The 23,872-nt window shown below is 34.3% G+C and carries 22 protein-coding genes; 5 read left to right on the forward strand and 17 right to left on the reverse strand.

Features of this window, described 5'->3' with window-relative positions; all coding sequences use genetic code 11:
* Positions 1 to 749: 749 nt before the first annotated feature.
* Both ABXT67_RS08710 and ABXT67_RS08715 read left to right on the forward strand, forming a co-directional pair.
* Positions 750 to 1,562, forward strand: a complete 813-nt coding sequence (locus tag ABXT67_RS08710) for an ice-binding family protein (RefSeq protein WP_415373636.1) — start codon at positions 750 to 752, stop codon at positions 1,560 to 1,562.
* Between the two features lie 175 nt (positions 1,563 to 1,737).
* Positions 1,738 to 1,863 carry a hypothetical protein gene (locus ABXT67_RS08715; protein ID WP_415373637.1) on the forward strand — a complete coding sequence of 42 codons (126 nt, stop codon included), beginning with the start codon at positions 1,738 to 1,740 and terminating at the stop codon, positions 1,861 to 1,863.
* A gap of 474 nt (positions 1,864 to 2,337) precedes the next feature.
* Here the strand turns inward: ABXT67_RS08715 and ABXT67_RS08720 are convergent, their stop codons facing one another.
* The 3 genes from ABXT67_RS08720 to ABXT67_RS08730 are packed head-to-tail and all read right to left on the reverse strand — an operon-like array spanning position 2,338 to position 4,864.
* Entirely contained in the window at positions 2,338 to 3,003 is a 666-nt protein-coding gene (locus ABXT67_RS08720; RefSeq protein ID WP_415373632.1) for a response regulator, read from the reverse strand.
* A 1-nt stretch (position 3,004) separates the two neighbouring features.
* Positions 3,005 to 4,672, reverse strand: a complete 1,668-nt coding sequence (locus ABXT67_RS08725) for an ATP-binding protein (RefSeq protein WP_415373633.1) — start codon at positions 4,670 to 4,672, stop codon at positions 3,005 to 3,007.
* Positions 4,673 to 4,702: 30 nt separating this feature from the next.
* The gene (locus tag ABXT67_RS08730) at positions 4,703 to 4,864 is read right to left on the reverse strand and encodes a hypothetical protein (protein WP_415373634.1); all 162 of its coding nucleotides are present in this window, start codon (positions 4,862 to 4,864) and stop codon (positions 4,703 to 4,705) included.
* Positions 4,865 to 5,240: 376 nt separating this feature from the next.
* Between ABXT67_RS08730 and ABXT67_RS08735 the strand changes: the two genes are divergently transcribed.
* Positions 5,241 to 5,876 carry a hypothetical protein gene (locus tag ABXT67_RS08735; RefSeq protein ID WP_415373638.1) on the forward strand — a complete coding sequence of 212 codons (636 nt, stop codon included), beginning with the start codon at positions 5,241 to 5,243 and terminating at the stop codon, positions 5,874 to 5,876.
* A gap of 1,002 nt (positions 5,877 to 6,878) precedes the next feature.
* Here ABXT67_RS08735 and ABXT67_RS08740 read toward each other — a convergent pair.
* The 7 genes from ABXT67_RS08740 to ABXT67_RS08770 form a co-directional block, all read right to left on the reverse strand.
* Positions 6,879 to 8,723 carry a cystathionine beta-synthase gene (locus ABXT67_RS08740; protein ID WP_415373639.1) on the reverse strand — a complete coding sequence of 615 codons (1,845 nt, stop codon included), beginning with the start codon at positions 8,721 to 8,723 and terminating at the stop codon, positions 6,879 to 6,881.
* Positions 8,724 to 9,433: 710 nt separating this feature from the next.
* Positions 9,434 to 9,760, reverse strand: a complete 327-nt coding sequence (locus ABXT67_RS08745; RefSeq protein WP_415373640.1) for a hypothetical protein — start codon at positions 9,758 to 9,760, stop codon at positions 9,434 to 9,436.
* 692 nt (positions 9,761 to 10,452) lie between these two features.
* The gene (locus ABXT67_RS08750) at positions 10,453 to 11,301 is read right to left on the reverse strand and encodes a DUF6671 family protein (RefSeq protein WP_415373641.1); all 849 of its coding nucleotides are present in this window, start codon (positions 11,299 to 11,301) and stop codon (positions 10,453 to 10,455) included.
* A gap of 19 nt (positions 11,302 to 11,320) precedes the next feature.
* Positions 11,321 to 12,277, reverse strand: a complete 957-nt coding sequence (locus tag ABXT67_RS08755) for an L-threonylcarbamoyladenylate synthase (RefSeq protein WP_415373642.1) — start codon at positions 12,275 to 12,277, stop codon at positions 11,321 to 11,323.
* Positions 12,278 to 12,282: 5 nt separating this feature from the next.
* Positions 12,283 to 13,632, reverse strand: coding sequence for a dihydroorotase (locus ABXT67_RS08760; protein WP_415373643.1), 1,350 nt, complete (start codon positions 13,630 to 13,632; stop codon positions 12,283 to 12,285).
* A gap of 231 nt (positions 13,633 to 13,863) precedes the next feature.
* Positions 13,864 to 14,160, reverse strand: a complete 297-nt coding sequence (locus ABXT67_RS08765; RefSeq protein ID WP_415376966.1) for a hypothetical protein — start codon at positions 14,158 to 14,160, stop codon at positions 13,864 to 13,866.
* Positions 14,161 to 14,259: 99 nt separating this feature from the next.
* Positions 14,260 to 15,225, reverse strand: coding sequence for a sodium-dependent bicarbonate transport family permease (locus ABXT67_RS08770; protein WP_415373644.1), 966 nt, complete (start codon positions 15,223 to 15,225; stop codon positions 14,260 to 14,262).
* 91 nt (positions 15,226 to 15,316) lie between these two features.
* On the opposite strand from ABXT67_RS08770, the gene ABXT67_RS08775 reads away from it, so the two are divergent.
* A complete protein-coding gene (locus ABXT67_RS08775; protein ID WP_415373645.1) occupies positions 15,317 to 16,240 on the forward strand; it encodes a LysR family transcriptional regulator in 924 nt (307 codons plus the stop codon).
* Positions 16,241 to 16,268: 28 nt separating this feature from the next.
* On the opposite strand, the gene ABXT67_RS08780 is transcribed toward ABXT67_RS08775, so the two are convergent.
* The 7 genes from ABXT67_RS08780 to ABXT67_RS08810 form a co-directional block, all read right to left on the reverse strand.
* Complete coding sequence (locus ABXT67_RS08780; protein ID WP_415373646.1) at positions 16,269 to 17,183, reverse strand: YitT family protein; 915 nt, start codon at positions 17,181 to 17,183, stop codon at positions 16,269 to 16,271.
* Between the two features lie 189 nt (positions 17,184 to 17,372).
* Positions 17,373 to 17,471, reverse strand: a complete 99-nt coding sequence (locus ABXT67_RS08785) for a hypothetical protein (protein ID WP_415376967.1) — start codon at positions 17,469 to 17,471, stop codon at positions 17,373 to 17,375.
* Entirely contained in the window at positions 17,428 to 17,949 is a 522-nt protein-coding gene (locus ABXT67_RS08790) for a hypothetical protein (protein ID WP_415373647.1), read from the reverse strand. The genes ABXT67_RS08785 and ABXT67_RS08790 overlap by 44 nt, the downstream gene beginning before the upstream one ends.
* Positions 17,950 to 18,100: 151 nt before the next feature.
* The gene (locus tag ABXT67_RS08795; protein ID WP_415373648.1) at positions 18,101 to 19,528 is read right to left on the reverse strand and encodes a TolC family protein; all 1,428 of its coding nucleotides are present in this window, start codon (positions 19,526 to 19,528) and stop codon (positions 18,101 to 18,103) included.
* Positions 19,528 to 20,880: an HlyD family secretion protein gene (locus ABXT67_RS08800; RefSeq protein WP_415373649.1), complete on the reverse strand. Its 1,353-nt coding sequence runs from the start codon at positions 20,878 to 20,880 to the stop codon at positions 19,528 to 19,530. The genes ABXT67_RS08795 and ABXT67_RS08800 overlap by 1 nt, the downstream gene beginning before the upstream one ends.
* Positions 20,873 to 22,546: a peptidase domain-containing ABC transporter gene (locus tag ABXT67_RS08805; RefSeq protein ID WP_415373650.1), complete on the reverse strand. Its 1,674-nt coding sequence runs from the start codon at positions 22,544 to 22,546 to the stop codon at positions 20,873 to 20,875. The genes ABXT67_RS08800 and ABXT67_RS08805 overlap by 8 nt, the downstream gene beginning before the upstream one ends.
* Positions 22,543 to 23,205, reverse strand: coding sequence for a TetR/AcrR family transcriptional regulator (locus ABXT67_RS08810; protein WP_415373651.1), 663 nt, complete (start codon positions 23,203 to 23,205; stop codon positions 22,543 to 22,545). Before ABXT67_RS08810 ends, ABXT67_RS08805 begins: the two co-directional genes overlap by 4 nt.
* 108 nt (positions 23,206 to 23,313) lie before the next feature.
* Between ABXT67_RS08810 and ABXT67_RS08815 the strand changes: the two genes are divergently transcribed.
* The gene (locus tag ABXT67_RS08815; protein WP_415373652.1) at positions 23,314 to 23,658 is read left to right on the forward strand and encodes a hypothetical protein; all 345 of its coding nucleotides are present in this window, start codon (positions 23,314 to 23,316) and stop codon (positions 23,656 to 23,658) included.
* Positions 23,659 to 23,872 lie beyond the last annotated feature (214 nt).

Below are 23,872 nucleotides of genomic sequence, written 5' to 3' on the forward strand. Positions count from 1 at the left end.
AAAGATATTTGAATTAATTATTTAAGTCCTGCTTCGGTGAGGCTTTTTTTTATCCTCTAATTATAAAATAACGATCACCATTAAACAATGGTTAATTAAGGAAGAGAGCAGAAAAACTTAAGGTTAATTAAAATCACGATCAGATTATACGCGTACTTCCAAAAAAACTGTTATTATCTTTCTCATTTCTAAAGTTTAAAATAAAAGAGGGCCTGCCTGAATTCAGTGGTTTTTATTGGAGTTCTACAAAGGAATTAGGAGTAGAAACCAGTCTCACATTTTCGCAGTTGGTTATCTACTTCAGGGGATACTTTTAAATTTTTACGAGAAATATTAAGTACGTGCTGCTAGCGTTTATTAATTATTTTAAGAGCACCGTATCGATCGAAAAAAGAAACCTATTTATATTATTGATGTGGATTTTTATCCGCGGGGATTTTCTGTATGAAAATCAGAGCAAAAAAAATAAAAACCAAAGTTTATTAAAACTAAAATCAGCAAAAAATTCCAAAGACGGTTAAATTATTTTTACCATTTTTCATCTTTAAAATCAAAATTAATTTTCAATTATATAATAGTTTTTAAAGAATTGGAATGATTTTTCAGTCTTACAAGCCATTATAAATCAGCTTAAATGCGTAAAAAAACGGCTTAGGTGTCGGTACAATTATTTAATGTCAATTACACTATATTTACACTATCTTTGTATTAAATTCTACGCAATTAAGTAGGTTAAAATTATAAAAATCATGAAATTTATTAAAAAAAATCCAATCCTAGCGATCCTATTTATGGGACTAATGTCAAGTTGTAGTCCAGAGATGGAATCTTTAGAACTTGAGGAAGCAAATTTAATTATTACGCAATCTAAATCTTTAATATTACCTGTTGGTCTTGGTGATGCTGGAAATTTTGCGATTCTTTCAAAATCAGGAATCACTAATGTGTCTCCATCGGTCATCACAGGTAATGTAGGAACAAGCCCAATAACGGGTGATGCTCTTTTATTAACATGTCCCCAAGTTACTGGAGACATATATACCGCTGATGCTGCAGGCCCACTTGCTTGTAGAACAACGGATGGTCCAGGACTAACAATAGCTGTGCTCAATATGCAAGCTGCCTATAAAGATGCTGCAGGACGCTCTAACCCAGATTATTTAAATGTAGGAGCTGGAATTATAGGAGGACTTACGCTTGCACCAGGGCTTCATAAATGGACCAGTACACTTTTAATACCTACAGACATAACAATTTCAGGTGGTCCGGATGATGTATGGATCTTTCAAGTTGCAGGAACGCTTACGATGAGTTCTGCAGTTAGAATGAATTTAGAAGGAGGCGCACAAGCCAGTAACATTTTTTGGCAAGTTTCAGACGCTGTTACCCTAGGTACCACAAGTCACTTTGAAGGAAACCTATTAGGTGCAACCTCCATCGCTGTGCAAACAGAAGCTACAGTAAATGGAAGGTTATTAGCACAATCAGCGGTAACATTACAAATGAATACCGTTACGATACCAGTTCCAGTAACAGTAATGAATGCATCGGGTAGCTTGTAAAAAAGCTAATTTAAGTCATTATGTTCCATATACTGAAGTCATTAATGGAACCCATAGTGGAGAAAATCAGGTTGTTTTAATAATGGGAGATCGGGCTAAGAACATTCAAATAGTGTACAGTCATAATATCACTGATAAATAGGCGTTTGTTTTTTTTTCAGAAGCTTCTAACTGTATGAATACAGAAAGTCACTTACCCTGTGATGACCCAGAAAGTTGTGAGTTTGCTTTTACGATTTCTGCAGAGGAGGCCTATTTATTAATAAATGAAGTGTTAGGGTTAGATATAATTAATTTATAACCATCATAATTAGAACGGGCATCAACAACCAATAAATCACCTACAAACGGGCTAATATTATTAAATAAGTAATAATAGTTTAGTCAATTATTTAAGCCCTGCTTCGGTGGGGCTTTTTTTATATCTTCTAACTCTAAAAATGATTATCTCCATTAAGTACTAGTTATTCTAAGAAGATAGAAGGTAAAAAATTATAGTTAATTAAAATCATGATCAGATTATACGCTAGTATTTCCAAAACAGCTGTTATTATCTTTTTCATTTCTAAAGTTTAAAATAAAAGAGGGCCTGCATAAATTCAGTGGTTTTTATTGGAGTTCTACAAAGTCACGGGATCTGTAGAAACCAATTCTTCTCATTTATGCTCTTATTCCTTTCTGTCTAGACTGCTTTTATGCTTTCTTTGATTCAATTTCTCGATTCAGAAATTTCAATGAAAGGGAATGTGTTGTTTTTTTAAGGTTGCACAACTACTTATATCAACCCTAGATCCTTGACAATACTCACCAGATGAATTATATTATTTGCTTTGAATTCAATGCGCAAGCTGTTGAGTCTTTTTTCGATAGAACTCAAGCCGCTTGGGGACACATTGTTTTGTTTAAAATGGGCACTGATTTCAGATCGAGACTTCCCCAATGACAATAATCTCATCAACTCAGTGTCGAAATCATCAATTTCTAGATGTTTTTTTTTGTTGAGAAGTTGTTTTATTTGCGGCGAAATATATCGGCTATTGTTTGCCACACATACGATAGCATCCTTTAATTCCAATAAACCATTTCTGCCTTTACAAACATACCCATTTACCTTAAAATCATTAATAAATTTCTTAATAAGCTGGGTTCGATCTTCTATCGAGTAGACGATTATTTTCAGTTCGGGATTTTCTTTTTTTAGGATGTTCACCAATTCTTCTCCTGAGTTAAAATTTTGTTCTCGGTGATCTGGTAGAAACGATAAATCGGTGATTAGTAATTCTACAGGTGTTTTTTTAAAGGCTTCCTTCTTTATTTTCAGGTAGGCATCATCACAATAATGAACTTGTATGGCCTCTAAGACCTCTAAATCTTTGAGCACACTCGCAACCCCAGAGTTGATACTTCCTAAATCGTCAGCTATTAAAACTTTTGTAAACATATTAAAGACTAATTTTTACTGTAAAACCTTCATTTTTATCAACTTCAAATATAATCGTTCCGTTCACTAACCGAATACGGTTTTCCGTATTGAGGAGTCCATTTCCTTTTTTTAACACACTTCCCACACCATTATCGGTGTATCGCAGCTTTAATTTTTTGCCAGATTGGGTGGCTGTGATGACTACCAAGGTCGCTCTACTATGCTTATGCATGTTGGTCATTAACTCTTGAAGCACCCGATAGATGGTTTTCTTTTTTAGATCATCAAGTAAGGACCAATCTATGGTCGCTAAATTTTTGGTAATCACATTCACTGAGTCACTTTGATAGTATTTTAGCAGGTCTATAAGTACGCTTTCAAAGTCTGCATCTAGGTCTATGGGGCTGTGCTTTTTAGAAATATCACGTGTTTTGTTATACACCGTTTCTAGGTCATCTAACAGATTTTCTGCTGTATCAGGCGAGGTTTGTATTTTAACCATAATTTTATAAATATCGTTGGCTACTTCATCGTGTACTCTTTTAGAGATTTTAGATTCGGTGTTGTACAATTGTTGAACTTTCTCTTTTTTATGGCGGTACTTTAGTATGAGATATAAGGCAATAGCAAGTAATAAGATACAAATTCCCACTAACTGGTATATGCTTTTAAGCTGGCGTTGTTTTTCTTGTGCTAATTTGGCCGCTTGTGTATGCTCTTTTTCCTTTGAGAAGTTATATTCTATACTGGAAAATTTGTTGTCTTGTTGTAATGTTGCTTTGGCGATGCTATCGCTTATGCTCATATATTGAGCAATATCTGGGTTATTGCTTAATTTTAAATAGTTAGAAAGCGCCTCTTTTTTGTAGGCTGTACTTACTTTTGCTGCGGTTTCTTTTCCTAAGGTGGCATACCTAAGCGCTAGGACACTATCCCCTGCGTTTCTGTAATGTTCGCTGAGGTGTTTATAACTGGTAAAGAGTTGTCCATTGTCCTTTGTTTTTTTTCTTATTGTTAGGGCCTGCAACATATGAGGGAGTCCTTCAGGATGCCCTGCTTTAGACTGTAGGTGCCCTAAATTATCCAAGGTTCGGGCAATCTCAATCTTGTTTTCTTGCCCACTACTTTTTTCATAGGCCAATTTTAATATTGCAATGGCCTTGTCCTTTTGTTTTAATTCGTTGTAAGAATTGGCCATGTTGTTAAGCAGAACAATACTATCTTTTAGTTGGCTTGCTAAGAATAATGCTCTTGCATAGGCATCGATGGCTTTTTGTGGTTGGTCTATAGATCGATAAACCATACCAAGGTGATTGTAAATACCTATATCAGCATTTGCTTCTTTTCTGTTCTTATTAGAAGAGGCATCTAATAACGCTATTGCTTCTATGGCTGATTTTTCGCTTGCATAGGTGCGGCCCATTTCAAATTCGGCCATTGCGAGCATTCTCAATGCGTAAATGGCACCTACGGTATCTTTTTTAGCGAGTCGTTCTTCTTTTTGTTTCTTAAAATAACCGTATCCTCTGGGCAGATCTTCAGGGAATTTTGGATTTGCAATTTTATAATAATAATGGGAGGTACTATCTATAGGTTCTTGTGCTGAAATTTGCTGTAATGTTAAAACAGACAAAAAAGCAGACAGTACCCATAAAAAAGAGAGGAATGAAAATTTTATGTTTTCCATTCCTCAAAGTTAACAACTTAATTTTAGTTATTAGTCACCTGTGTTAGGTGGCGGTGGTGGTGGAGGAGGAATGTGACCATCTTCTCCACAGCAGGCGACTTCGTTAGCGGCATTGACTTGACTCTCTGGTGTGCAGGAAAATAGCACAGTACCTAGCAGGCATAAAAGCATTATATATGATAATTTTTTCATTTTTTTTGAATTTAAAATTGAACACAGGTATGGTTATCCGAGTCGTTGCTCAGTTTTATGGGCTAGGATGGAAGCCATACATTAAATGGAAGAGCGGACTCTTCAATAGAGAAGTGTAGCGCGCAGATTAAGGTGCATCAGATTACTTCTCAAATGATCCTATCACATTACTTTGCGACTCCAATATGAACTGTTGAAATAATCGCAAACCCTATTGCGCTCGGGCGATCAACAATACAAGGGCAAATAAATAAAGTTCTGCTCTTAAAGACTTGGGACGCTTATGGGAAAGAAGTGGGAAGATGATGGGAAGTAAATAAACCATGTATTCCCAGTAAGTTTTTGTAATTTTAACTAGACACAATTATAGATTCCTATGGAAAAAAAAATACTTGAAGAGGCGTTTGAAAAAGCAAGAAGTGAGGGCGCCCCGGATACCGCTTTGGGTTTGGCGACTCATATTCATAATGAACTTGAGAATAAATGTTCTCAGCCCACTACAGCTGATTCCTTTAGGGGTTATTTTAGAAAGTTAGAGAAGGAAGAATCGTTTAATATTTCCAAAACAACCAAAGATCATTTATCCATCTATCTGGGATATGAAGATTATAAAAACTATTTAGATAGAAAGAATACAAAAACTATTAATACAAAAAGACATCAATTTGCGGCCTTGGTACTGTTGATAGTGGTGGTGTTTTTCGTGTATAATACGACTCGTAAAAAATGTATGGTCTGGGAGGAAAATAAGTTTGTAAAGATCCATTGTGAAGAAGACAATGCAAAACCGATTGATCAAGGTTTATTGATTAAATTTAAAAAGATGAAGGCGGAGTGTCGTGAAGATTTCTTTTTTAATGAAGATGAAAGTGCAAAAGTGTGGTATTACAAAAGAGGAAAGAATGATTTGGAATTATTTACGCGCCCAGGAATACATCCTATTAAAGGTGTTACCTTAAATGCTATTACGCGATATATGATTGGAGAACATATTTGCGCTACGTTGGAGTAAGTATTTTTTCTTTTTCTAATTGATGTTATGGGATCAATATCTCAATGTTTCGGCAGTTTTTTTGATATTTAAAATCAAGAAAATAAAGGTCAAAAAGAATCCTTTGAAATCCTAAAAATGTCCTTTTTATGTCTTGTTAGTATTAATCAAGCTTGAGAATACAGTATGGAATACGAGAAGATCGGGGCTTTTTTATAGAATATATTTTCTGAATCGACCCGCGCATTTCAATACCTCACTAAACATTCTTTTGTGGAGTAGTTTTATAAAACCTTCTGTTAAAACTTGGTCGGCACTAAACTTTTTGGACATTAACCATTCGATTGACTTCTCAATGTTTAATTGTTCCTATTCATCTAATTCTTTATGGGTACTTAATGGGTACTTATCGTGGATATTTTGAGACCTTCCTTTTCTTCCTCTTCTAGTTTTGTTTGATCGTCGTTATATTCTAAATCTAATCCCATATTGATTTCCTTCCGTCTCTTTTAATTTAATACGATAGGTCTTTAACTGCTTTTCAAGATTTTCTTGGCTGAGACCTTGATTTTCAGGTGTCTTGTTATGGTTTGTAAGCAAGACTTTTTTTTAGCCAATTCATTTGCTTTTGTTTTTACCAATTTTTCGAAAGATTTATGATTTGGAATGAATCCATAAACAAATTTCATATCTAATGCCAATGCGACATCATTTAGATATTTAAGGGTAATGGTTCTAGAAGCCTCTTTCTTCAAAATTCTTAGCGCCGGTTTTTGTCATTTTTAATCTTTTGTCTAGCTGCCCTAGGGGCATATTCAGTGAAATATGGATAATTTTCACCCAACCTTCAGAGGGTGTTTCAGCTTTTTTAGTCCCTATGAAGGGAGCAAGTTTTCGGTCTAGTTGTTTTAAGGCCTTTATAATTTATAATAAAGTTTTTGGTTTTTGGAAATCATGCAAAAGCGCTAGAATAGTGCTCCATAGCTTGAATTCGTTATGAGCCTTTCAAAAACTTCTTCGGACTCAAATATTTTCAACAAAATTTAAAAAGACTTTTTTGTGAAGCTCAAGATCCATAGTAGGAGAAAGTGATACACGGGCAATATAATCTTTGTCGCCTTCTTTAGTCGTCCCTTGAGTAGAGGTTGCAGGTATGGTCCAGTAACATCCATTTAACTGCCCATAGCTCACGCAGTACTTACTTTCATTGGGGATTTCTGTAATCATTAATTTGATTAATTTATGATTTAGCGCTCTTTTATAAGATTCTTTTTCTTCAGCAGTATTGCCTTTAGTGGGAAGGTCTAATGAAAAAACAGATGGGGTGAATCCTTGTCGGGCCAATGCTAAAGAAACAAAATTGATTTTCGCCGCTGGTAATGTATCGTTGATGAAATTTACAAATTCACGTGTATTGGTATAAGCATCTTGAATCCTTTGATTCATCGAAGGGAGTTGTTTGGCTAGTATTTCCATTTGAAGATCTCTAGCCTTGTTGTCACAGAGTGTTAGATGCTTTTCTATTTTTTCCATCAATGGTTCCGTTTTTGTATTTCCTACACAATAGCCAGCAGTACATTGCCCGCCACTTGGAAATTTTGACCCGCTAACATATGAAATAGTCCTAACTGTGGAGAGTATTTCGCCTTCACCTAAAAAGTGCACATTGGGACAAAATGTTTGATCTAAAATAAAAACAGGATCGATAGCCATTTTACCCGTTGCTGTTTTACGCACCGCACTTAGTACTTCTTTTAATTGCATAAGATCTGGAACTTCCACTCTTGGGTTTGTCGGGATTTCTGCGATGATGTAAGGGATGGCATCTTCGTTAGCAATTTGATCTAAAACAATATCAATACTTTGAACCATATTGTAATCACCATCCACGGCTAAATCCACCACTTCCACATTATCTATGCAAGCAGCAACTCGTCTTGCTTGGTCATTGGTGCCGCCATAACAATTTGTAGGAACTATAAATTTGATAGCCTTTCCTTTATGATTTTCTACTGCATCGTGAATGAGTCCCATCATAATGGCATATTGCATAGAGAGTCCACTAGAAGCAACGAGTGCCTTTGATTCTGAACCGGTAATGGCATTAATAGAATTTAAGACACTTGTTTTGTTTGCTTCGACCTTACTTTTATTAGTAGGAACAGAAGCCTTCTCTATTAGCAACTTCAAGGCATCAAGAGAATTCGCAGGAGTCATTGCAATGGTCTCTCTTCTTCGAACGTGTTGAATGTCAGGAATATATGTTTCATTCTGCGGTCCATTTACCAATAGGATACTTCCAAGGTGAGCATGAAGACCTACAAAGAAGTCAATATTGGAGCTGAGAGCTACAGCATTCATTTTATCTCGATGTGAAACGAAAACGGTACTCCCATTGAAGGCAGCAATTTCTTCTACTTCCCCTACTTTCTTGAGGTCAAATGTATATCCATAAACACTCCTGAGCACGTCCGCATCAAAACACGCTGGTAACTCACCAGTATAAACAATTTGGGTGTTTTTATGGTCTATTGAATTTTTTCTTAGAATGGCTAAAATAGGAATCGTCTTTGATGAAAAACTTATTACATTTTTTGGTTTGAGATTATTTAAGTTAGCAATTACCCATTCTAGTAAACAAGACAATGGATGACCTAATCGAATATAGTCGTAAGCAGTAGGCAATTCATTGAGTGCCGATGCTTCAGAATTATTGTTATTAAATAAAATTTCAAACTGTTCTAAGAATTGACTTTTAGCCAATTTTTCATCATAAATATCTAGTCGATGCGTGGTTAGATTCAACCAGCCAGTTGGCATATTTGCTAATACATCTTTAATATATTTTATAATTTTATTGTCTTGCATAAGTTAGGCTATATATAAGCTCGTAAGGTACCAATTAGATTTTTTCTTAGAGCGTTACAAGACGTTTTGTTTCATAATGCCTCTTGTTGTGCCTATTATTAATGCGGGCAATAAATGTGATGCTCGTTTAGTTAGCACGGAGTCAAAATTTTTTACTTTATCTTTTCATTTATAGCGCTAAATCTTTTTGATTTGGTGGACTTGGTTTAAAACCATCTCTGCATTGTTGGTAAATGGAATAGTGATTAGAACACTTTTTTAGACTTAAGGACCAAACAAGTAAGGATTATTGACAAACAGTCTAACATAATAAAATAAGTTAGCACCGGTAATAAAGTGATCTTTTGTTCACTAGGCGCGGGGTACCAAATGGTGCCAAGAATTACAGAATGAGCCATATAAACCATATTAGATCTATTATGATTGCACTCTTTAAGTTTGAAAACCATGGTAATAATGATAGCAATAAAAACCCCTTCTAGCACTCTTTAGCCAATAGTTCAGCATATTATCCAGCCGGTAATATGGAGGGTATTGAAAGAAATGTTATTTGATAAAATTTTCCATTTTTTAATCCACCAAACAAAAATAGTGAGCCAATAATATGAGCAACTGCAATGATGATATTTAATATGCCGCCTGTTTTAAGCATTCTTGGTTGTCTTAATTAATCCAATCATGGTAAATACTCCAATGGGAAGGAAAAACATCTATTGAGGTACTAATAAACCATAATAAAAACTAGCAATGATAAATGGCAAACAGAATGATAAATTTAGATATCCAATTAGTTTTATCATTTGAGTATTCCCCGTATATTTTTTTCCAAATCCTGCCGATAATAAAACATAAGAGCTTACTAAAAGAATAATGGTTGCCATATTCCAAGCACCAATCAATTGAGAACTTTTTTCAACAATTAAAGAGGACTCAACCATTGGGTTCACAAGGTCTAATTGTCCACCAATTAAATGCAGAAAGAATGTTATGAGGTTTAAAATTCCTGCGATTATCCAATATTTATTTTTTGTTCTCATATCTTAAAACTTAATAAATTGATTTATTTCGGCTTTAACTTCTGTTGTGTAATTCTTATCTTACTTTTTGTAACGCATCATTGCGTGATACCCTATCAGATATTTGTAAAATAATTGCGATTTACTAGTAGCTTGATCTTTAGTAAAGTAAATTTCAATTAGAATATTTTTGGTGTATTCAATTCTTTGATGGGCTATTTTATCAATAACTGATGGAATATTTTTATCCTTCAACGCGTATCTTTTTAGAAAAAAATTGAAATTTAAAAAAGGATCTTTCTTAAATGATAATTCAATTAATTTCACGAATGTTTCTAAAGAATTTTATCATTTGGTTAGTGGTTGATTATAATGAAGGCCAACCTTAATGCATAAGGTTGTTGCGAGGTGAATGAACTAAATTAGCAAATAAAAACGAAATAGAAAATTTAGAAGGACCCGATCGCAGCAGACTGGCCTAGCAATTTCCCAGACAATCACTTGCCCAAGCAATTAATTATACTTTGTGGCAAACGTGTTATTAATTTTTCGATAATTAATCATTTGTTAGCCAGTTATTTATTTGTTGTTATAAGCTTTTCTTTGAAAAGATTCTGCGATCCACATTCAGTATAAAATTGCTGTTAACGAGACCCTAGGGTTGTGGATGTAATTGCTGTTTTCGAGGTGTCAGTTTATCCCATTCTAAGTAATTATGGGTTGCAATAGTCGCAATACGTGGGGTCTTCGCTTGTTTTTTTATGCGGAAACATTTCTTCTTTTTTAAAATTGCATTTTTCACAGTTATAAATGAAACTCAGTGTGGAATTTGTAGGTAAACCACACAAGCTGCAGGCCAAGCCTTTTTTTATATCTGTAACTCCAAAACCTGGGATATGGCATTGTGGGCATAAAGAATTTATCTTTTCAACTAATTTTTTGGCGGCAATTTCAATTATCGCCATCCGGCTAGGGTTGTGCATTGCTCTCATATCAGTCTCAGCATAAACCCTACTAAATTTTTCATAGAGCACATTAAAACCATTCTTTAGGTCCTTTAAGTTAGTAATACCCTTGATTAATGTACTATTATCTGATTTTGATTGGCGAAGAATGAGGCCATGAGAGGGGAATTGTACTGTTTCGGCAAATTCTAAAAGTGCTTTCTCTGTTTCAATATATTTACCATCAAAATTGGTTTTTATACTGAGTTCTCTTACTATTATTTCTAAGTTATTTTTTTTGTCAATAAATATTAGAAACTCATCATTTGCACTTGCAAAAAATATGGACGGGTGAGCACCAAAAGATCCTTCACTGGCAACTCCTAAGTCACAGTCGCTGGCTTCCATGGCTAAAAGGCATTTTTTTCTTACCGTTGTTATTGGGTCAAGTTCCCTTTCTACCTCTCCTGAAAAAGTTCCTAATGCATCTGTATCAAAACTGTCATTTGTAAAACAGATTACGCCAAGGTTTTTTTCTAGCAACGGGGCAATTACCCGCTCCTTTTTGTGCTTAGTGGCAATTAATAACCGTCGGTCGTTAAATAACTTGAAACTCATTTAGTCAAGAATAATTATTTTAGTTTGTGGCTCTTTCTAATCGGTCATTTATGGCCGCACCTAAACCAATATCTGGAACCCTTTCTGCTACTATCACATCTAAATTTAAACTATCTAGCTTGTGCAACGTATTATATAAGTTGGCCGCAGCTTCCTTTAAATCTCCTGATTCAGACAAAATCGCGAGGTATTCAATACTTGAAGTGTTCATGCTATCTTTAAAACGCAACACACCAATACTTTTGTTTTCAAATTTTGCTATACATTTTTCTACATCATTTACGAGATATGTTTTCGTTTTAGGCGCATAATGCTTTGCTAACATTCCTGGTGCATTAGGTGTTGTTTCATTTTTGTTTTTTACTTTAATTTTTCCAATTATAGACTCAATCTCTTCCTTAGAAATAGCGCCTTGTCTATAGAGTATCGCTTCGTTATTTTCAAATCCAATGATGGTAGATTCTATTCCATTTTTGCAGGCTCCACCTTCAAGTATCATGGATATATTTTCTTTAAAATACGCTTCAACGTGTAAAGAGCTAGTGGGACTAATTCTATTAAATGGGTTTGCACTTGGCGCTGCTAGCGGAAAAGATATTTGTTTTAATAAACTTAAAGTAACGGGATGATTTGGAATTCGCACTGCTACGGTATCTTTTCCTGCTGTTATTATATTTGGGATGTTCGGTTTTTTCTTTAAGATTAAGGTCAAAGAACCAGGCCAAAGGGCATCTGCGAGTTTTTGAGCTTCTGCAGGAAATTCACTTGCTATTTCCGCTAGTTGTTCAATCTCGTGTATGTGAACTATTAAAGGATTAAATAAGGGCCTCATCTTTACCTGAAATATTTTCAAAATTGCTTTTTCGCTATAGATATTTCCAGCCAATCCATAAACTGTTTCGGTAGGTATAGCAACAATATCTTCTTTATTTAAGAGTTCAATTGCTTTTGAAATATCATTTGAAATAATAGTCATTCTTATTATTCTTTATTAATAAAATCTATAGGCATTCCAAAAATGCCTTCCTCAAAAACACCATTGTCATAGATCAAATTTCCATTCACAAATGTCTGAGTAATATTTGTTTGAAATGTAGTACCCTCTAGTGGTGACCAACCACATTTATATAGCAGGTTTTCTTTTTTGACGGTCCATTCACTATTCAAGTCTACTAAGGTTAGGTCTGCAAAATAGCCCTCTCGTATAAACCCTCTTTTTGTCATACCATAGAGAATGGCAGGATTGTGGCACATTTTTTCTACTATTTTTTCTAACGATATGAGGTCTTGTTTGTAAAACTCGAGCATACAATTGAGCGAATGCTGAACCATAGGCGCGCCTGACATAGATTGAAAATAGGGCTGTTGTTTTTCCTCTAAGGTGTGCGGTGCGTGGTCTGTAGTCACAATATCTATGCGATCATCCAGTAATGCTTTTAACAAACCTTTTTTGTCTTGTTCAGTTTTTATGGCTGGATTCCATTTAATAAGCATCCCTAGTCGTTCATAGTCTGTGTCTGAAAACCAGAGATGATGAACGGAAACTTCCGTTGTTATTTTCTTTTCTTGCAGCGGAATGTCATTTTGAAACAAGTGAGTTTCTGCTTCCGTAGTTAGATGCAGAATATGCAATCTGGCCTTGTATTTTTTAGCCAATTCAATGGCTCTTTTAGTCGCTTCATAACAGCCTTCAGTACTTCTAATAATGGGATGATATTTTGCGGGAATGTCATCACCATATTTTTCTCTAAAAGCCTGTTCATTTTTTTCTACGATCGCTTCTTTTTCAGAATGAATGGCGATGATGGATTTGCAATTTGAAAAAAGCTTTTCCATAGTCTTTGGATTGTCGGCCAAGAGATTTCCTTTTTTGGTAAAATATAGACCATCATCTGAAACACCAATAAACTTTGTGGTATCCATTTTTATAACGGTATCAATAGTATCTCCGTTTACACCAAGGAAGAACGAATAGTTGGCTAGTGATTTTTTTGAAGCAATTTCATATTTTTCATTTAGGCTTTCAACGGTCAAGATATTTGGGACTGTATTTGGCATATCAATAAAAGAAGTTACGCCTCCTGCTATAGCCGCTTTGCTTTCTGTGTATAAATCTCCTTTGTGTGTAAGTCCTGGATCTCTAAAATGTACTTGGCCGTCAATAATTCCAGGAAAGAGGTGTTTGCCTGCTCCATCAATTACTTTATGATTTCCTTCAATAGAAATAGTTCCAATTTGTTGAATAAGACCGTCTGACAAAAGTAGGTCTGCTATAAAAGTTTTCCCTTCATTTACAATGGTTGTGTTTTTAATTAAAGTTTTTTGATTCATTGTTTAGTTTTTGTCATCGAGTTGGTTGTTTTCGCATCAAATCAATTATTATTATGCCATTTGGATGTTACCTTGGTAATACTGTTTCGTCCCGAAATAAGTTGAAATTGTGTCAACTTATTTCGGGACGAAATAATTTTTTAAATAAAGAAAAACCAGCTAGAAGCTGGCTTTTCTTAACGTTACTTAAACGATATGCTATATAATATAAGTAACAATCAAAACAAACAATTAATCTTCCAGTGTTATTTGAATAACACTTTTCATTTTTATTTTTTTTCCTTCTAATCTTGCTTCAGAAAAGAATTTCTTTGCGATAATTTGCTGCGCCAACAATTCATCAATTCTTCCATTATCAAAGTCACAGGTGTCTTCAGTATTTCCTTCGGTTCGTGATAATCGTTGTAGTTTGTGGAAATTAATCTTTACGTTAAGCACAGAGTTGATAATATCTGAAGCTTGGTTTACAGTAAAGCTACCATCAATTAAATTAATTTTTTGTTCTGTTCTTGTGTTGTTTGATATCATTGATTCCACGGTAATTATGTTTTTAATATTCCTTACAAAGGTCTTAAATAAGATTCATTTATGTTTATTTATATTTTTAATGTAATGTATAAGTTTTGTTTATGTAAGATTGATCACATAAAGGTATAATGGCATTCCTAAGGTAATATTAAAGGGAAAAGTAATAGCAAGGGCCATTGGTATGTACAAGCTAGGATTTGCCTTGGGGACTGCTAACTTCATTGCTGCTGGTACCGCAATATAAGATGCACTTGCCGCAAGTATTGCAAATAGTAGCCTGTTCCCGACACTTTCAGTAAATACGCCACTAATAAATGCTACAGCAACACCATTTATTATTGGGATAATAATTGCAAACAAGGTCGCGAACCAACCTTTCTTTAGGAAGTCTGATAGTTTGCGACCACTTGTAATCCCCATATCAAGTAAAAAGACAGCTAAGAATCCTTTAAAAATATCAGTTGTAAAAGGCTTAATTCCTTCTGCTTGCGCATCGTTTGCAAGAAAACCAATGAGTAAACTACCCAAAATAAGTAAGACACTACCATTTGTTAATGCGTGGTTAATTACTGTTTTCATTGGGATGTTCGATTCTTTTTGGTTTTTTTTAAATATTTTAATCAATAACAATCCGACTATAATTGAAGGTGCCTCCATCAATGCCATTATTGCTACCATGTGCCCATTAAAAGGAATTCCTTTCATCTCAAGAAAGGAAATAGTAGTTACAAAAGTCACAGCGCTAACAGAACCATAAGTAGCTGCAATTGCACCAGCATTTTCAACGTTAAATTTTTGTCTTAAAATAAAATAAGTGTAGACTGGTACGATTACCGCGAGGAAAATTCCGAAAAGTACTGACCATAATATTTCTGTTGTAAATGTGCTGTGCGCGAGTTCTTGACCACCTTTAAACCCTATGGATAATAATAAGTATAGCGAAATAAATTTAGAGGAGGTTTCAGGAATGCTGAGGTCGCTTTTTAATTGAACAGCCACAACCCCTAAAAAGAAAAAAAGCAATGCAGGGTTTGTTAAGTTGTCTATGAGTAAATTTAAATCCATTGATCTTCGTTTTTTTAAATTTTGGTAAAGATGAATTCATTTATTCACATATTTTTATTTATATTTATTATCAAAAACATTAATTTTTATTATGAACTACACACTGCATCAACTTGAGATTTTTCATAGAATAGCCAAATTAAAATCGGTTACTAAGGCTTCTGAAGAGCTTTTTTTAACCCAACCCGCTGTTTCAATTCAACTTAAAAAATTTCAAGAACAGTTTAAAATTCCTTTGTTTGAAGTAGTTGGAAGGAAAATTTACATCACAGAATTTGGAGAAGAAATAGCATTGGCTGCAGCTTCTATTTTAGAAGAAGTTAGGGCTATAAATTATAAGGCACTTTCGTTTCAAGGAGAACTCGCAGGAAAATTGAAAATTTCCATTGTTTCAACAGCTAAATACGCGATGCCTTTTTTTCTTGCTGATTTTATAAAAGAGAATTCTGGCGTAGATCTTATTATGGATGTAACCAATAAAGCGGAAGTTATAAGGGCACTGGAGAACAATAACGTTGATTTTGCAATGGTCTCCACGCTGCCTAAAAAACTTAAAATTAATTCCATTAAATTAATGGAGAATCGGTTGCATCTGGTTGGAGGCAAAGATTATACTCATTCAGGAAAGTATATTTCTAATACAAATTTTGAAGAACTTCCATTAATATATCGAGAGCAAGGATCTGCTACTCGTAATGCAATGGAACGTTTTATAGCTTCACAGAAAATATCTACCTATAAGAAAATGGAGCTTACATCAAACGAAGCGGTAAAGCAAGCAGTTATAGCAGGTGTGGGGTTTTCTATAATGCCATTAATCGGGATAAAAAATGAACTTAAAAATGGCGACTTGCAGATAATTCCTGTTAAAAAACTACCCATAATATCCAACTGGAATTTAATTTGGTTGAGTTCTAAGAATATGTCTGTGATTGCTAAAGAATTTAAGAATCATATCGAGACGAGTAAGGATAGGGTTATGGACCTTCATTTTAATTGGTTCGACAAATACTAAAGGATAACGTTATTTTAGTCAGCTTTTTCTAAGACTTTGTGAGGTCATTAGTGATAGATTCTGCAAGGTTTTTTTCTTTATTTTTATTGAAGTATCTTCTCAAAACACCACCTTTAACATTGTTAACGTCAAACTCGATCACAAAAGCATTTTTATCCACTTCGTTTAGGACGCGATAGGTTTTCCTAATATCTATTCGGTTTATTACCGTGTGTATAATTCTGGTTTCTTCTTGTTTGCCTGTGCTTCCATAGCCAGAGACGCCCTTGTAAATGGTAGCGCCCACTCCCATCTCTTGTAACAGCGCCTCTTCAATGAGTGTTGCTTTTCTAGATACAATGGTAAAGCCTACAAAATCCTCAAAACCTTCAATAACTAGATCGATTACTTTGGCAGTAACGATATAGGTGAGGATAGAGTACATTGCAATTTCAGTAGAAAGTAGAACAGCGGTTATTGAAAATAAGATAATATTAAAGATTAAAATTGTAGTTCCAATTTTAATTCCCAGCCTATCATAAATAAATACCCCTAAGATTTCTGAGCCATCTAGCACGGCGCCGTTTCTAATAGAAAGTCCAATTCCTGCTCCTAAAAATAAACCTCCAAAAATAGCGATTAACAACTTATCCTCTGTAATTACAGGAAACGTTTCTAGAACAATAGAAATGGATAGTAATGCAATGGAGACGATAGATTTTATTAAAATACGTCTTGATATGGTGTAAATCCCAACAATGAGAAATGGAACGCTGCAAAGCAATAATAGGATTGAAATGTCTATATCAAACAACCTGCTTAGCAAAATTGCAATTCCTGTAACACCACCATCCAAGAATCCATTGGGCAGTAAGAATGCCTTTAAACCAATACTTGCAAGTATAATTCCAATAAAAATTTGAAGATATTCTTTTACAGAATTAATAATAAGAGGTTTATTCATCTTTTTTAGTTTTAATATTTGAATAGCCAATTTTGTTTATTTTATGATACATCAAATTGGTGTTGCGGTAAATTCTATTAATTTCTTGTCTAAAAAAGTTAATAGTATGATATTTCCAAACTTCTGGATTCTTTTCTAAATTTTTAAAACTTAGACTCAAAGTTGTTGCGTACTCGTTTTTCTCTTCCGCTATATATATATAGGTGGATATAAATCATACATGTATATCGAATTTTTAGCAATCCTAGTGGTTCCTCCATTTCCATCTGCAAATGGATGTATTCTTATTAGCTCTCATTACTCTTTTTTTGATAAAGGGTGATTTATGAAATAATTCATTTACTAGGGAAGGTGCTTCCTTAGGATTAGGACATAAATAGGAGCCTATTTTAACTAATTGAGGTCTATATTTATTAGGATGTAATATTTGAGATTCTGGAGATGTCAATCTAAATAACTGAAAAAATTGTAGTTTATTTTTAAAATTAGCCCCCTTGTTTATCTCCTGAGTTATAAATTTAAGTGTTTTGTTGAGGTTATTTACTTGCAGGGTTGCTTCTTCTTGATTTTGAGCCTCCACTGGAGCATTTTTTATGCCTAAATCCTCTTTGAAACTTTGGGCAATGCTAAGAATACTGTCTAGTAAGCCATCTGCTAAATATTTTCTACTAAAAGTTATGAGTCTATAGATTGCGTTTAATGCTGTATCTGTTAGAGCTAATCTAGATTTATTTATTTCTGGAATTGAATTATGTAGTAATATCATATTTAAAGTTTTAAATAATAATTGATACTTCCAAAAAAACGCTGTCTAGTTTGGTTTTTTAATAACAGGGTTAATGTTAGCATCCAGTCCTGTTTTTAATTTGTGCCTTCCTTAATATTTTATCAGAGAGGTTACTTGTTTTATGTATAATTTAATTAGTTAGACTAGGTTCAACAATGCCCAATGCATTATACAAATTAGCAGTGGCCATAAGATTTTTAACGAGTAGTTTATTTTCTTTTAATCGAGCATCAATTAACTTTTGTTCGCGGGAGTTGATTAAAAACAAGGAGCTTTCTCCTAAAGAAAACTTGCGTTCTTCAGCTGTTACTAAGGCGATATTATCGGTTACAATAGAATCTATTAAAAGGGTTTGTATTTCGTACGAAAGAATTTCGGCTTGCGTTGCTTCAATCTTATTTTGAAGTGCTAATGAAGTGGCTGTTCTTTCAAAAGCAACATCGTTCAATTTTAAATTTGCTAATTTAACATCACCTCTTTCTTTTCTTAAGAATAACGGAAAACTGAAGTTTACAAATGCTTTATAATTTGCAGTGTTAAAACTATTAAGTTGGTCATTTTCTTGAGTAATAAAGTTGTATTGTAAGTCTAACTTAGGTAATAACTTGTTTCTTTTTAATGCTCGGTCAACAGTCAAACCATCAATTTTTGCATCCAAGCTTTTTAGTTTTGGATGATTCACTAATAATGCATCTGTATTTGTTATTCCTTCTATTAGCAAAGAGGTTTCGAGTGTTTCAATTGTTGGTAGTTGTGGTGTTACATCATCTTGTATTTCCATCGGGATATCATTGAGCCATATAAAATTACTCGCTACTAAAGCGGCTTTTCTCTTCTTTAATGTGGCTGCTTCAAGGTTCAATTTCCGAGTTTCTAAAATGATCCTAGCTTCTGTAATATCTATTGCTGCTTTGTCTCCAGCTTCTACACTGCGTTGTATGGCTCGCAATCGTATAGTGGCATTGGCTAGAAAGTTTTGATAAATACGTTGCTCGTTAGTTGCTTCAATCCAATCAAAGTAAGCCTGGCTTGCTTCAAATAATAAGTTGTTTACCAATATATCTCTATCGGCTTTTGTTTGTTCTCTAAAAAACCGTGCTTGTTTTAGGGATGCCATTCGTTCATTGATAAGCAGTCCTTGTGCAAGAGAAAATGACACTCCTGCACTATATAAACCATCATCTGGCACTGTTAAACTAGGGTCTAAAAATGCACCCGTATTTTCTTCAAAATTTGCTTTAAACTCTACCCCATACCACGTTGGTATTTTAAAAGCGGCGTTTAGTTGATCAAAATACGCTGTATTTTTAAATTTCTTTCGGTCATAATCTACTTCAATTTTTGGATCAAAACCACCACGTGCTCTTAACAAAGTTGCCTCCCCCATTTTTAGCGTTAGTTCTGCCTGTTTCATCAATGGGTGATGCATTTTTACATAGCCTAAATACTCTTCGAAAGTGAGGGTATTTTCCACATTGGTTTCAGTAGTTTGACCTATTGAAATTTCAGTAAAACCTAAAAAACACATTAAAACGATATAGTTAAAAACTAGCTTCATTATTTCTGGACTGTTTTTGCTTCTTTTACATCAGGTTTGTAATAGTTAGGAGGGAATCCATTTAATTGTCGCCACATCTCATACCAAATAGGAACATCTTCCAGTAATGCAATTGTATAAGCTCCTGAACCAACGCGTATGTTTGGTGGCCATGGTGTTTCATCTGTATCAGGTGCAATTAGAATTCTAAATTTACCATTGCTGCTAATAAAAGTTTCAATAGCTACCACTTTACCTGCATACGTTCCAAAAGATGCATTTGGCCAACCGCTAAAGAAAATAGCAGGCCATCCATCAAACTGAATACGCACATCTTCTCCCAAGTGCATTAATGGCAAATCAATAGGTTCTACAAAGGTTTCAACCGCAAGGTCGTAGTTAGCAGGCATAATGCCTACGAGTTTCTCTCCCTCTTTAAAAGTCTCTCCAATACCTCCCATAATTGCTTTGTTGATAAAACCGTTTTGAGGTGCAGTAATATAAAGTAGTGAATTTCTAATACTATAATTAGCAGATATGTTTTCCAATTTTGAAACTTCTCCTTCTGCTTCCGCCTGGCTAGATTCTGCTGTAAAACGATCACTTCTGGCTTTGGCAATTTTCTCTACATATTCTGCACTAATTCTGTTTATTTCTATTTGTGCATTAATTACTTCATTTTTACTCGCAAGCAATTTATTTTCTTGGCCAATTAATTTTGCCTGTGTTTCTTGTAATTTTAAGCGTTTTTCTTCTACATCGGTCATTGCTTTTAACCCTTCAGCTTGTAATGTTGAATCACGCTCAAACTGCCGTGCTGCAATGTCAATATTTGTTTGTGCGGCTTTAAAATCTTCGGTGTCGCTTGTCACTTTAAAACGTGCTTGTTTTAACTTGTTTTCTGCTTGCGAAAGCTTTAATTGCCCCTCGTTAGATAAGGCTCCTACTTGATTTTTTAATTGTTTTATTTTTTCTTGATAGGATAATACAGATCTACTTTTGGCATCTCTTTGTTCGTTAGTTCGCTCTACCAATCGTGGATCTTGGTATTCATTTTTAATTTCAGAAATAAAGAGAATAGTGTCTCCTTTTTTTACAAAATCTCCTTCTCTAACAAACCATTTTTCCAGTTTTCCAGGAATTTGAGATTGTATGGTTTGTGGTCTTTGGTCTGGAGTGAGTGTTGTTAGAAAACCGTTTCCATTTACATTTTGTGTCCAAGGCAAAAGCAGTACTATTAAAAAAACAATAAAAAACGCTCCTAAAAATCTATTAAAAAGAGTGTTGTATTTTGAGATGAATATCTTTTTATACGATGCATACCCTTCTAGAGAAACCCTTTTGTTTAACTGGTTGTTAGATATATTAAGCATTGTTGCTAGTTTTAGATGTTATTTTTCCTTCTGAAATTTTTATCGTTTGGTTGCAATATTTCTTCCATTGCGGATTTCGGCTAGCAACTACAAGTGCCCAAGGTCTTTCTGAAGCGGTAAGATACTTTATGATTTTTTCTGCTTCTTCTGGCTCAAAATGTTCTAGAGGATCCTTTAATAACAATAATTTAGGGTCATGAATAATGGCTCGTGCCAAGACAATTCTTTTTGAAACAGTATATGGGATTTGTTGTCCCTCAGGATAGAGTAAAGTGTTTATACCATTAGGTTGCTCCCTAATAAAGACATCTAATCCTAAATTTCTAAGCACACTGTGTAAATGCTCTTGAGAAATGTCTTTGCGGTCAAAAATTATGTTTTCTAGGATCGTGCCTTCAAAAGGAAGCTGATTGGGTAATACTTGTCCAAGGCGGGCACGGTATTTATTAGGCCAAATACCTTTCATAGAAACGTCATTCACATATAACGAACCACTTGTGGGGTATATTAATCCTGAAAGAATTTTTAACAAGGTAGTTTTACCGCCCCCTGATGCGCCATCAAATAAAATGCGGTCATTTTTGTCTATATTAAAATCTATGTCGCTTAGTATTTCTTGCCCCTCAGGAGAGGTGTATTTTATGTTGTCTAATTCTATAAGAAAAAGATGGTCTTCTGAAAATGGATCTTCACCGTCTTGCGCCTCCAGTTCTCTATCCACTACTTGTCCTATTTTTTCAAGAGAAGTGAGAACATCATAGAAAGATTCTAGTCCTTGGATTAGTTTTTCAACTGAACTAATCACTAATAAAATGATGATTTCCGCAGCAACAAACTGTCCAATGTTCATTTGTTGGTTTAGTACTAGCAATCCTCCAATGACTAAAAGCCCTGCGGTTACCAAAACTTTAAAACCAATAAGCTGGATAAATTGCAATACTAAAACTTTAAAGTGGCTCTCACGAGCATCGAGATATTGTATCGTAAGTTCATCATTGCGTTTCATTGCTAAACTTGTGCTTCCAGATAGTTTAAAGCTCACTAATGAACGAGACACCTCTTGAATCCAATGCGCTACTTTATATTTTTTCTTAGACTCAGAAAGACTTGTGTCTAAGCCACGTTTGGCAGTAAACTTGAATACAATGTAAATGAGAAGCACCAATAGGAAGCCATAAATAATAAAGAAAGGGTGGTAAAAAGAGAGTAGTATCAAACCAAAAACAATCTGTAACGCTGCTGCGGGAAAATCTAATAGAATTTTTGAGAGCCCTTTTTGAATGGTTAATACATCAAAGAAACGATTTGCTAACTCTGGCGGATAATAATTGCGCAATTGATCGATTTTAATTTTTGGAAATCTATAGGCAAATTCAAAAGACGCTCGGGTGAAAATCTTTTGTTGCATATTCTCTAAAATTCTAATTTGCATTAACTGAAGTGCACCCTGAAATGCTACCGCTACAGTTACTAAAACGACTAATACAATCCACGATGAAGAAACTTGCGCTCCTTGAATAAGATTAATGATTGCTTGTATTCCTAAAGGAAGAGTAAGGGCAACTAAACCAGCAAAAACTGCATAATAGAATATTTGCCTGATATCTTTTTTGTCAAGTTTTAACAAACTAACAAACCGTCTCCAAGGTGTCATTATTTCTTTCATTTTATAGCGTTTATTACAAGGTGTTTATAAAAATTTACCACATCATTTTGTCCTTCTATTACATCTGTTAAAGAAGGAAGATGTTGCGAGAAATAGCGCTGGTGATGGGCTCCTTCAATTACTGTAGAGATTAACATATGTGGAAACTTGAAATCAGAATTCACTTCTAAAACAATATCACTTACCCGTTGCACCACACGTTTGTAACTCAAGTAATACCCCTTTTTATTTTCGGCATCAATATCCTTAGTATGATATGCTTTTGAAGACTCTACAATAATTATCTTGTTAAGAAGTACTTCGTTTACAAACGATACGGTATTGTCTTCAGTAACTCGTTTTGTGATAATCTTTATAGCTGAAATTAATTTTTGTTCTGATGATACAATGTTATTTGTTGTGAAAACCAACTTATATTCGATCCAACTCCAATACCAGCTTATAAGATAAACAAGCAAGGCATGTTTACTCTCAAAATAACGATAGATCGAGCTTTCATTAGAACCAATAGCAATGCCTAGTTTTTTAAAGGTAAAGGACTCAAATCCAAGTTCGTCTATAAGCTTTATGCTCTCACTCACTATTTTTTTACCCAGTGTTGTGGCTTCAGGATTCCGAGTATATAGTGCTGGACTAATGGTGATATTTATTTGTAACATTTCCATAATTTCGACAAATATAATAGTAATACTATCATAAAAAAATGTTTAACTTTTTTTTATGAAAGATAAGCTGTCGTCCCTGCTATATTTGAGAAAATACGATTTATGATGGCACTCCATGCGCACGCAGATAACGAAGCGATTCTTGTAACGATGGCCGAGTTTTTATTAATGAATAAATTAGTTTCAAGACCTTCAATTACGAGCGCTACAAAGATATCATTTAACGAAGATTCTTCAATATGCATTAGTGAAGAATATATTTTTAAATCTATATCAAAATCGGTTTTGTTTAATAAAATCAATAAAAAGCTGCGGGAACGTTTTAAGGAAAACATGCCCTTGTTATATAGCGAACTGTTAATATTGATTGACCCTTTACAACAGGATGAAATTATATCGAGCTTAGATCTGGATATACAGCGTTTTATTGTCTCTAAAAATTATTAATCTTGCTCTTTTATAGAGGCAATGTTATTTTATCAAACATTGAAACGAACACCTAAGGAGCTATAAACTAAAAGGCAAATATATGTTTGTAATAGTCCTTGATAATTCAGCCTTATTTTGTTAGTGCTAGCAGTTACAGTTGAAACAATCGCAGCAGACACAAAGAATTCGTTTAACAAGTACGCCCACCATTTATTGATTTTTCGGGTTTAAT

The sequence above is a fragment of the Patiriisocius sp. Uisw_017 genome (genome assembly GCF_047731265.1).
In the GTDB taxonomy this organism is placed as follows: Bacteria; Bacteroidota; Bacteroidia; order Flavobacteriales; family Flavobacteriaceae; genus Patiriisocius.